Origin of the sequence: Marinimicrobium sp. UBA4509 (assembly GCF_002388575.1) — a bacterium.
GTDB lineage: Bacteria > Pseudomonadota > Gammaproteobacteria > Pseudomonadales > Cellvibrionaceae > Marinimicrobium > Marinimicrobium koreense.
Window position 1 is genome coordinate 1119 of record NZ_DGMV01000038.1, and the last position, 10591, is coordinate 11709.

10 protein-coding genes and 1 pseudogene are annotated in these 10591 nt (G+C 59.4%); 7 read left to right on the forward strand and 4 right to left on the reverse strand.

What is annotated here, in order from left to right; all coding sequences use genetic code 11:
* Positions 1-441 (forward strand): annotated as a pseudogene (locus tag B3520_RS05745) (type IV pili twitching motility protein PilT); the annotation flags it as partial.
* Positions 442-487: 46 nt separating this feature from the next.
* On the opposite strand, the gene ruvX reads toward B3520_RS05745, so the two are convergent.
* Genes ruvX through gshB form a run of 4 tightly spaced genes read right to left on the reverse strand, consistent with a single transcriptional unit; the run spans position 488 to position 3434 of the window.
* Positions 488-892, reverse strand: a complete 405-nt coding sequence (ruvX, locus tag B3520_RS05750; protein WP_286807577.1) for a Holliday junction resolvase RuvX — start codon at positions 890-892, stop codon at positions 488-490.
* 1 nt (position 893) lies between these two features.
* Positions 894-1487 (reverse strand): YqgE/AlgH family protein, encoded by a 594-nt coding sequence (locus B3520_RS05755; RefSeq protein ID WP_193744967.1) that lies wholly within the window; start codon positions 1485-1487, stop codon positions 894-896.
* Between the two features lie 59 nt (positions 1488-1546).
* Positions 1547-2452, reverse strand: coding sequence for an energy transducer TonB (locus tag B3520_RS05760; protein ID WP_051174411.1), 906 nt, complete (start codon positions 2450-2452; stop codon positions 1547-1549).
* 34 nt (positions 2453-2486) lie between these two features.
* Positions 2487-3434 (reverse strand): glutathione synthase, encoded by a 948-nt coding sequence (gene gshB / locus B3520_RS05765; RefSeq protein WP_286807573.1) that lies wholly within the window; start codon positions 3432-3434, stop codon positions 2487-2489.
* A 404-nt stretch (positions 3435-3838) separates the two neighbouring features.
* Here gshB and pilG point away from each other — a divergent pair, with 404 nt between their 5' ends.
* The 6 genes from pilG to B3520_RS05795 all read left to right on the forward strand — a co-directional run.
* Complete coding sequence (gene pilG, locus B3520_RS05770; protein ID WP_024461427.1) at positions 3839-4234, forward strand: twitching motility response regulator PilG; 396 nt, start codon at positions 3839-3841, stop codon at positions 4232-4234.
* A 105-nt stretch (positions 4235-4339) separates the two neighbouring features.
* A complete protein-coding gene (pilH, locus tag B3520_RS05775) occupies positions 4340-4702 on the forward strand; it encodes a twitching motility response regulator PilH (RefSeq protein ID WP_024461426.1) in 363 nt (120 codons plus the stop codon).
* A gap of 36 nt (positions 4703-4738) precedes the next feature.
* A complete protein-coding gene (locus tag B3520_RS05780) occupies positions 4739-5281 on the forward strand; it encodes a chemotaxis protein CheW (RefSeq protein ID WP_024461425.1) in 543 nt (180 codons plus the stop codon).
* A gap of 111 nt (positions 5282-5392) precedes the next feature.
* Positions 5393-7657: a methyl-accepting chemotaxis protein gene (locus B3520_RS05785; RefSeq protein WP_286875617.1), complete on the forward strand. Its 2265-nt coding sequence runs from the start codon at positions 5393-5395 to the stop codon at positions 7655-7657.
* 58 nt (positions 7658-7715) lie between these two features.
* Positions 7716-8579 (forward strand): CheR family methyltransferase, encoded by an 864-nt coding sequence (locus B3520_RS05790; protein WP_024461423.1) that lies wholly within the window; start codon positions 7716-7718, stop codon positions 8577-8579.
* 12 nt (positions 8580-8591) lie between these two features.
* The coding region (locus tag B3520_RS05795) for an Hpt domain-containing protein (RefSeq protein ID WP_286875619.1) at positions 8592-10591 on the forward strand (2000 nt) is incomplete at its 3' end.

The window sequence follows — 10591 nt, forward strand, 5'->3', positions numbered from 1 at the left end:
GCGCTGGACCGGATCATTCACTTTTTTCCGGCAGACCGGCACCGGCAGTTGTGGATGGACCTGTCCCTGAATCTGCGCGGCATCGTGGCTCAGCAATTGATCCCGACACCGGATGGTCAGGGCCGTCGGGCTTGCCTCGAGGTCCTTCTGAATACGCCGCTGGCGTCGGATCTGATTCGCAAAGGGGAGGTCAGTGAGCTCAAGGAGCTGATGAAAAAGTCCACCGAACTGGGTATGCAGACTTTCGATCAGGCGCTGTACGAGCTTTATGACGCCGGGGAAATCACCTACGAGGACGCCCTGGCCCATGCCGATTCGCCCAACGATCTGCGGTTGTTGATCAAGCTCGGTTCGGAAACGGATGCCACTTATCTGTCCCATGCCGCCGACGAGCTGTCGATTGAAGACGACGGCTCCGAAGATCGGGGACGGGTGTTTTAAGCACCCGCTAACGGTTTAAGAGGCCCGTAGCGGTTTAGAAAGCCTTTTAGCGGTTTAAAAAGGTTTCCACGATCAGGCGCGCGGCGATGGAGTCCACGGGGTTTTTGCCATAATCCCGGGAGCCGCCGCGGGCCATGACCTCGCCTTTGGCTTCGAAGCTCGACAGGCGCTCGTCGACCATTTCCACCGCCACACCAAACCGACCGTGAATCCGCTTGGCAAATTTGCGTGCCCGGGCGGACAGCTCGCTTTCGGTACCATCCATATTCAGTGGCAAACCCACCAGTACCAGCTCCGGTTGCCACTCCCGGAGCAGGGCTTCCACTTCGGACCAGTCGGGTACGCCATCGCGGGCTCTCAATGGAGGCTGTGACGTGGCGGTGCCGGTTAGCGTCTGGCCGGTGGCCGTCCCGATATTCTTCAGGCCGTAATCGAAACCCAGTAACTGCACGTCAGGCGTGGCCGGCGGTGGCGGAAATCAGGTTGAGGTCGAACCCCAGATGGTTCGCGGCGGCGGCCCAGCGTTGTTCGCTGGGCGTGTGGAACAGGATGTGGCGGTCGGCGGGCATGGTCAGCCAGGCGTTGGCGGCGATTTCGTCCTCCAGTTGTCCAGCTTCCCAGCCGGCATAGCCGAGAGCGATGATGAAGTTCTCGGGTCCGCGCCCCTCGGCCAGGGCCTCGAGGATGTCTCTGGAGGCGCTGAGGCTGACATCGTCGGCCACCGAGAGGGTCGACTGCCAGCGGCTGGTATCGTTGTGGACCACAAAGCCGCGCTCTACCTGAACCGGGCCTCCGGCCAGCACAGTGCGGTCGCCGAGGTGCTGCTCATCCCCCAGCTCCAATTGGCTGAAGATATCGCCCAACGTCAGGGGCATGGCGTTATTGAGTACCAGCCCCATGGCGCCCTCGTCGCTGTGCTCACAGATGTAGGTGATGCTGTGCGCAAAGTTGCGATCGAGCATGCCGGGCATGGCGATCAGGAAGTGGTCGCGCAGGCTGCCGGCGGTCAGGGCTTTTTCAGTGTCTGCAGGGCTTTTTTCGTTCATACCTGAATTATGGGGGAAACCACTGGGAAAACAAGCGCGCGGACCAAGAAAATCTGCGGCTAGTCCGCGGAGGTTGAAAGCCCGGCGATCTCGAAATTCCAGGTGCGGATGATTTCCAGGCGATCGTATTCCTGGCGAATTTCCGGTGGGAAACTGTTGAAGGGGGCGGCGAGGTGCACGATCTGCACCGCAGCCTGGTCCAGTAATCGGTGGCCGGAGGAGTGCAGCACTTCGACCTCGTGAATGGTGCCATCCGGGTTGATGGCGACGGACAGGCGCAGGCTGCCGGTGATCCGGCGGTTGAGCGCTTCCTGGGGGTAGTGGCGGTTGCCGGTGCGCTCGATCTTTTGTCCCCACTCGTGCAGGTAGCGCGCGTCGAAGGCAGCGCGTGTGGCGACCGAGGTGAGGCGCCGGATGCGCGGACGCTTGGCGTACTCCTGGCGCTGACGATCCAGCTTGGCCTGCAGGCTGGCAATTTCCTGGCTCAGCATCGGCTGCTCTTCAACCTGGCCTTCGCGCTGTTCCTGCTGCTCCTGAGGGTCGGCATCTTCCGGGCTGGGCTGCTGGCGCTCCGCCCGGCTGGTGGTGGTCACCACGGCGTCATCCCGTCGCTCTCGGGCGGTGCTGGCCTGAATCTGTGGGGTGGGGTTGATGTCCCGCACCTGGGTGTCGGCAAACTCCGCTTCCTGCTCGGTGGTGAGCTGGCGTGCCTGCTCTTCGGTGCCGCTGGCCTGTTGGTTGTGCTGTGCCAGGTAATCCGCCTCTTCCGGAGCCCGACTATCCTGGTGGTTGGCCAGGGTCACATCCAGAGTGGGAGCGGCCTGACCGCGCTCGGGCAGGGTGAAAGACACCCCGAAGATCAGAAGCGCATGGACGGCCAGGGCCAGAAACAGGGTAAAGCTCAGCCGATCACCCGTATCCACGGTGTTGTCGGGGAGCGTGTCCTCGGGGCGGTTTTGACTCATAGTAATGGTACGGCAGCTCGTTCAGCAGTAGCGATCAGGGCAGGCGTCGCTCAATAGCGTCCATCAGTCGGGCCCCGATCCGGGTGTCAAACGCCTTGTCAATCTCCCGCACGCAGGTCGGGCTGGTGACATTGATCTCGGTCAGGTAGTCGCCGATGACGTCCAGTCCGACAAAGAGTAACCCTTTTTCCCTGAGCGTGGGTGCGACCTGCGCCACAATCCAGCGATCCCGGTCGGTCAGGGGTTGGGCGACGCCCCGCCCGCCGGCGGCCAGGTTGCCCCGGGTTTCGCCGCTCGCTGGGATTCGCGCCAGGCTGTAGGGCACGGCTTCGCCGTCAACCACCAGAATGCGCTTGTCGCCTTCGGTGATAGCTGGCAGGTAGCGCTGAGCCATCACCATCTGGGTGCCAAAATCGGTGAGGGTCTCCAGAATCACACTGACGTTGGGATCATCGGCTTTGCAGCGGAAAATACGGCTGCCTCCCATGCCATCCAGAGGCTTGAAAATGACGTCTTCCTGATCCCGGTGGAATTGGCGCAGCCGCGCCGGGTCCCGGCTCACGATCAGTGGCGGGCAGCACTGGGGGAATTGGGTGGCGAAGATCTTCTCGTTACAGTCACGCAGGCTCTGAGGGTCGTTGACCACCAGGCTACCCTCGCGCTGGGCGGCTTCCAGAATGTAGGTGCTGTAGGTGAACTCGTTATCAAAGGGCGGATCCTTGCGCATCAGCAAGACATCCAGCTCCCCCAGGGGGCGGTCTTGCCGGGGCCCGAGCTCAAACCAGTGGGTCTCGTCGTCCATTACCAGCAGCGGTCGGGTGCTTGCACGAGCCTGTCCCTTGTCCAGGTAGAGATCGGACTGCTCCATGTAATGAAGGTCCCAGCCGCGCTCCTGGGCCGCCAGCAGCAGGGCCAAGGTGGTGTCCTTATAGAAGGTAATCTGGTCGATGGGGTCCATGATCACGCCGAGAGAGAGGGTCATACAAACGTTTTCCGGATGAGAGTGGGAGGGGTGGCCTTGTTGCCGCCTGCCGTTTTGCGCGCTAAAGTTAAGCCCTCGGGCGGTAGAACGCAAGCTCGGCCGCTGAATGTCACAGTATTGGTTAGGGCGCGGGCTGTCGCCAAAATAAGACTAAAGCATAATAAATCGGGTTCACTAACGAAAATCTTATATATTCAGTTGGTTATAGATATACCTTAAAAACTGTGTTAAAAGTTCGTTTTAACTGTACCACCTGCTCACGTGAAGCGCTTATCCCGGCTGGCGGGTGCAATGTGTGACTTGCGTCACAAAAACGTGGCAAACATAACAATGACTGCAGTGCTGAACCGTCCGATAGCCTCGGGCGTAGAGGCGATGCGGCAACGAGGCTAAGGTCAGAAAGTATGGACGTAAGTTTGGAAAGCCTGAAAGTCATGGTGATCGACGACAGTAAAACGATCCGTCGAACCGCCGAAACCCTGCTCAAAAAAGCCGGCTGCACGGTGGTGACGGCGACGGATGGTTTTGATGCTCTGGCCAAAATCGCCGACACCCGCCCGGACATCATTTTCGTCGACATCATGATGCCGCGTCTTGATGGCTATCAGACCTGCGCACTGATCAAAAATAACAGCGACTTCAAGCGCACCCCGGTGATTATGCTATCCAGCAAGGACGGTCTGTTCGACAAGGCCAAAGGCCGTATTGTCGGTTCGGATCAGTACCTGACCAAGCCATTCAGCAAAAGCGAGCTGCTGGGCGCCATCGAAGCACATGTGAAGCAAGCAGAAGCATCTTGAATATATGGCGCAACAGATGCGCTGACGATCTCGGGCGAGGCAGCGCCATCGCCTGAATAACGACAACAATGTAATTTATAACTGACTGATCAATTTGGGGATACTATGGCCAGAGTACTTATCATCGACGACTCTCCCACCGAAATTTACAAATTGAGCTCCATGCTGGAAAAGCAGGGTCATGAAGCCCTGACGGCAGAAACCGGTGAGGCCGGTATATCGCTGGCCAAGAAAGAGCTGCCCGATGTGGTATTGATGGATATTGTCATGCCCGGCTTGAACGGATTCCAGGCCACCCGCCAGCTCACCAAAGCACCGGAAACCGCTCATATTCCGGTTATTATCGTGACCACCAAAGATCAGCAGACCGACCGGGTCTGGGGAATGCGCCAAGGCGCTCGGGACTTTCTGGTCAAGCCGGTGACCGCGGAGACCCTCAACGCCGCCATCGCCAAAGTGACTCAGTAAGAAGGATGACCGGACACAACGAGACAGGCGGTAACCATGTCTGATTCCCAGACAGCCTTTGACTCCCTGGTAGACTTGGCTCAACGCAGTCGCAGTGCGGCGCGGGGTCTGCCGGCACAACTCGATATCCGCCCCCACTGGAGTGGCATCGGGTTCATGTTGATGGGGCAGCGCTTTGCCGTACCGATGGGCGAAATTTCGGAAATGCTGGAGATCCCACCTTATACCCACCTTCCCGGCGTTCAGTCCTGGGTGCGCGGTGTCGCCAACGTTCGCGGCCGCTTGCTGCCGCTGTTTGATCTCGCAGCATTCTTCGGAGCCCAACTGAGCGGAGGGCGCAAGCAGCGGCGGGTGTTGGTGCTGGAGACCGAGGCTCTGTACAGCGGGCTGATGGTGGATCAGGTATTTGGCATGCAGCATTTCCCCACGGATGAATATCAGGCCGAGTCCGGCCCCGTCGATGCGGTTATTCAGCCCTTCACCGAGGGTAGCTTTGAACATAACGGACAGCGCTGGACCGTCTTTCGCCCGGCGTTTCTGGCGCAGGATCCGCGCTTTATCAATGCCGCCCGCAGCTAGTTGACCGGGGGCGGTCATCAGGGTTGTCCGAGGTCAATGAGTCCCGGTCGATCATAATTATCACAATCAGGAACAACAATAAGGCGTCACGTCACCTTCAGGAGTGCTTACATGAAAACCGAGTCCAGAAACCTGTTTGCCAACGTCCGGGCGAACCCGGCGATGGTTGTACTGGTGGTCTTGCTGATCGGCTTTCTGGTTTTGATCCCCGTCACCTACGTCATGGTGCAGCAGGGCTTGGAACGAGACCAGGAATACCTGCAGCAGGCCGCTGAATTGCGCGCCCAGTCCTACCGTCTGACGGCCCTGTCACGGGACGCCATTGAAGGTGATGAAGAAGCGTTTGATGAGCTGGGGCAGGTCGTCTCGACCATGGGGGCCACGTGGGACTCTTTGCGCTCCAGTGATCCGCGCACCCGCTCGCAGTTGAGCCGCGAGTTCAACGCCTACGCTCAAGTCTGGAACAGTGTGCAGGAAGACGCCAACACCATTCTGACCAACCGCGATACCATCGTCTTCCTGAACGAGGTGGGTCGGACCCTGAACGACTCGCTGCCGGAGCTTCAGGCGGAGCACAACAACATCGTGGAAATTCTGCTTGAGAATGACGCACCGCCGGAGCAGGTGTCCCAGGCGCAGATGCAGAGCTGGCGTGCCGAGCGTATCGGTCGAAATGTGGACAAAATGCTCCGTGGTGACGCCGACGCCTCGCGCGCGGCGGATCAGTTCAACCTGGATGCCAACATCTACGGTCGGGTACTGACGGCGATGCAGGAAGGTGATGTGGCCATGCGCATCACTCAGATTACCGACGAAGAGGCGCAGGAGTCGCTGACCGAAATTGCCTCGTTGTTTGATTTTGTTAACAGCTCGATTCAGGAAATTTTCGAAGGCTCGCCCGCTCTGCTTGATGCGTTACAGGCCAACGAAGCGCTGCTCGACAGCACCCCAATGCTGCTTGAAACGGTTTCCGATATTTCGGACCGGATTGCCGAGCAGGCACCGCTGCGCCAGCCCAACAACCTGACCATTCTGGCCCTGGCCATTGCGGCCGCCTTGTGCTTGGCGGTCATCGGTATTCTGCTGCTGCGCAGCACTCGCCGTCGTCTGAGTGAAACCGCCGAAACCAACGAACGGAACCAGAACGCGATTCTGCGACTGCTGGACGAACTGGCCGACCTGGCCGACGGTGACCTGACCACTACCGCCACGGTAACCGAAGACTTTACCGGCGCGATTGCCGACTCGATCAACTTCACGATTGACCAGTTGCGGATTCTGGTGGCCCGAATCAACGAAACGGCGGTGAACGTATCCGCCGCGGCCCAGGAAACCCAGCAGACCGCTCTGCACCTGGCCGAAGCCTCCGAGCACCAGGCCCAGGAAATCGCCGGCGCCTCGGCGGCGGTAAACGAGATGGCGGTGACTATTGATCAGGTATCCGCCAACGCCGCCGAATCGGCCGCGGTAGCGGAGCGAGCGGTATCCATTGCGACCAACGGCGCCAAGGTGGTACAGAACACCATCAACGGCATGGACACCATTCGTGAGCAGATTCAGGATACCTCGAAGCGGATCAAGCGACTGGGTGAATCCTCCCAGGAGATTGGTGACATCGTATCGTTGATTAACGACATTGCCGACCAGACCAACATTCTGGCTTTGAACGCCGCGATTCAGGCCTCTATGGCCGGTGACGCGGGCCGCGGCTTCGCGGTGGTTGCGGACGAAGTGCAGCGACTGGCAGAACGTTCAGCCGCTGCGACCAAGCAGATTGAAGCCCTGGTTAAAACCATTCAGAACGATACCAACGAAGCGGTTATCTCGATGGAGCAGACTACCTCGGAAGTGGTCCGCGGTGCTCGCCTGGCGCAGGACGCCGGTGTGGCTCTGGAAGAGATTGAGACGGTATCCAACAACCTGGCGGAACTGATTCAGAACATTTCGAACGCTGCCCGTCAGCAGGCCTCTTCGGCCGGCCACATTTCCAACACGATGAACGTGATTCAGGAAATTACCACCCAGACCTCCGCCGGTACCAGCGCGACCGCCCAGTCGATTGGTAACCTGGCCGAGATGGCGCTGGATCTGCGCGAATCGGTAGCCGGTTTCAAACTGCCGGAGGAAGAGTCGGACGAAGCGCCCATCGGGTATCGCGAAAGTGCACCGGCGGCCCAGAGCGATGACGATGCGTTTGCAGATCTGAACGATGAGGCGGACAGCATTGAGAGCTTCGATTTCCCGGAAGAAGGTGAAAGCCTGGCGGACGTCGATGAATCCGACGTTATCGAGCTGGATGATCAGGTGTTGCCGGACGATGAGGGCGACTCGGAAGATCGTCACGAGAAGCCCCGTTCCGATCGCGAACTGGTGTAATCACTAGCACCGCCCGGTCGCGTCCCGGGCGGTGGCACTCAAGGCCTAGAGAAACCTTATGGTTTGGTCCCTGCAAGCGCCGACTGACTTGTCCGAAAGCCAGTTTGTTCAATGGAGCAAACTGCTGGAGGAGCGCACGGGTATTCAACTGTCGACCCAGCAGAAAACCCTGCTGCAGTCGCAGGTGGCCATCCGTATGCGTGAGCTGGGCTGTGAGGATTACAATCAGTACTTTCACGATGTCACAGACGGCCTGACCGGCCTGATGGAGTGGTCCGTTCTGGTGGATCGGCTTACGGTCAAAGAAACCAGTTTTTTCCGGCACCGTCCCTCCCTTGAATACGTACGCCGGTTTCTGCAACACCGGATCGACAATCGCCAATTGGATAACAGCTTCGATATCTGGAGCGTGGGCTGTGCCAGCGGTGAGGAACCCTACTCATTGGCGATGGTCGCCAATGACTGTTTCGAGCTGGCCAACCTCGCCCCCTATTACGGCATTACCGCCACAGACATCAGCCAGTCGGCACTCAATCAGGCCCGTCGGGCGCGTTACCCACAGCGTAAGCTTGAGCCACTGTACCCCGAGGAAGTTCAGCGTTATCTGACGCGAACGGATGACGGGCAATTCGAGGTGGCCGGAAAATTGCGCGATCGTGTCTGTTTCAGTCAGGGCAATATCACCCGCATCCGGACCATGCCCGTGATCAAAATGGACGTCATTTTCTGTCAGAACCTGCTGGTCTATTTTCGTCGCTGGTTGCGTCGGGATATCCTCAACGCGTTTGCGGACCGCCTCAAACCGGGCGGCGTGTTGATTATCGGACTGGGGGAAGCCGTGGACTGGGAACACCCGGAACTGCGCCGCGTGGTAGGCGATGAAGTGCAAGCCTATGTTCGCGAAGAGCGACAAAAACAATGAGGAATGCTCCGCATGTCAGACAGCCGTAACTTTGCTGCCTTGGATTGGGTGGTTCATGAAATTACCGACACCCTGAAAGAGGCTCGCGATGCTCTGGAATCCTACGTGGAGAATCCAAAGGATGAGGCGCGCCTGCGTTTTTGCCTGACTCACATCCATCAGGTGCACGGCAGCCTGCAGATGGTGGAGTTCTACGGGGCGGCCATGATGGCTGAGGAGATGGAAAACCTCGCTCAGGCCATGATCAATGACAGCGTCGCCAACACTGCCGAAGCTCAGGAAGTGTTGATGCGGGCCATCCTGCAGTTTCCGATCTATCTCGAAAAGGTCAAAACCTCCCGTCGTGACAACCCGGTTATTGTCCTGCCGCTACTCAATGATCTACGCGCGGTGCGGGGCGAAAGCCTGCTGACCGAGACCAAACTGTTCAGCCCCTATCTTGGCCCCGCCCGGGAAGTGTCCGGCGAGCGCCTGCCGCTGTTGGCCAACGACGCCCAGTTCAAAGATACCGTGCGCAAACTGCGCCAGATGTATCAGTATGCGGCCGCGGGGTTTATCCGGGGCGTCAATCCGGATGAAAATCTGGCTTACCTGAAAAAGGTGTTTGAGCGGCTGCACAAGCTGACCCGGGGGACCCCCCGCCAGTCGCTCTGGCATATCGGTCTGGCGCTGGTGGAAGCGCTGGAGATGGATGCCATCGAGTCCAGTGTCTCGATCAAAAACCTGCTGCGGCAGTTGGACCGGGAACTCAAACAACTGCTCGCCCACGGAACCAAAGTGTTGGCTGCCCCGGCGGATGACCAGCTGCTCAAAAACCTGTTGTACTACGTGGCCCGATCGGGCAAGCACTCGCCGGGCTTTGCCAGTGGCTCCCATTTGCAGGTGATTTACGACCGCTACGAGCTTGAGCGCGCATTGCCGGAAGGCCGTGAGAGCGGTGAAGACGGCGATGCGGCGCAGGACCTGTTGTCCGCCCCGGATGCGGAGGCCATGAGTTCGGTGGTCACCGCACTGAAAGGCGAGCTGGACGCGGTCAAAGAGGCGCTGGACGTCACCCTGTCGGATATGGACCGGAAACAGGCGCTGGAAGAGGCTCTGCCGGTCATCAAGCGCGTGGCTGACACCATGGCGGTGCTTGGCATCGGTGATTTGCGCAAGCAGGTACTCGAGCAGGGCGCGGCGATTGAACTGGTCGTGAATTCTGACAGCGACCTGGGCGATGATCAGTTGATGGCGCTGGCCGGTAAGGTACTGGATATCGAGTACGGGCTGGACTCTCTGGTGGCCAACGCCGGCCGGGACGCCAACCCGGCACGGGAACAGGCGGATCTCAACCTCTCCCGCGCGCAGGAATCGGTGTTGCGTGAATCACGCAGTGGCCTGGAGCAGGCCAAGGATGCCATTGTCGAGTACATTGCCTCGCAGTGGGATCGCTCGCACCTTCAGCCGGTACCGGTGACCCTGCGCGAAATTCGCGGCGGTCTGGACATGATTCCCCTGCCCCGGCCGGCCCGGATTATTGGCGCCTGTGCACGGTTTGTGGAAGAGCAATTGCTTGAGGGAGAGGTCACCCCCGAATGGAATCGGCTGGATACCCTGGCCGATGCCATTACCAGCGTTGAATACTACCTGGAACGCTTCAATAGCGAGCACGCCGAGGAAAACGACCTGTTGTTGGGGGTTGCCGAAGAGAGCGTGGCCCAACTGGGTTACGCCGTGACGCCTTCCCAGTCGCTCCAGCAGGCGGCCAAGGCCGCAGCCGAAAAAGACGCCCCGGTGGTTGAGGAGTCGCCCGAAGACGATTCCGACATCGAGTTGGCGGCAGAGGAAGACACCGCCGCTCTGAGCGCCGCCTATGAATCGGCGATTGGCGCCGGAGAAAGCAATGACCCGGAGACGCTGCTGGACGAGCCGGAGGATGCATCGCCAGAAGAAGACGGGTCCACAGACCCGTCGTCTCCGGATGACACCTCAGACGGTTATTCGGTCGATGCTCTGGAGGCCGAAGTGGC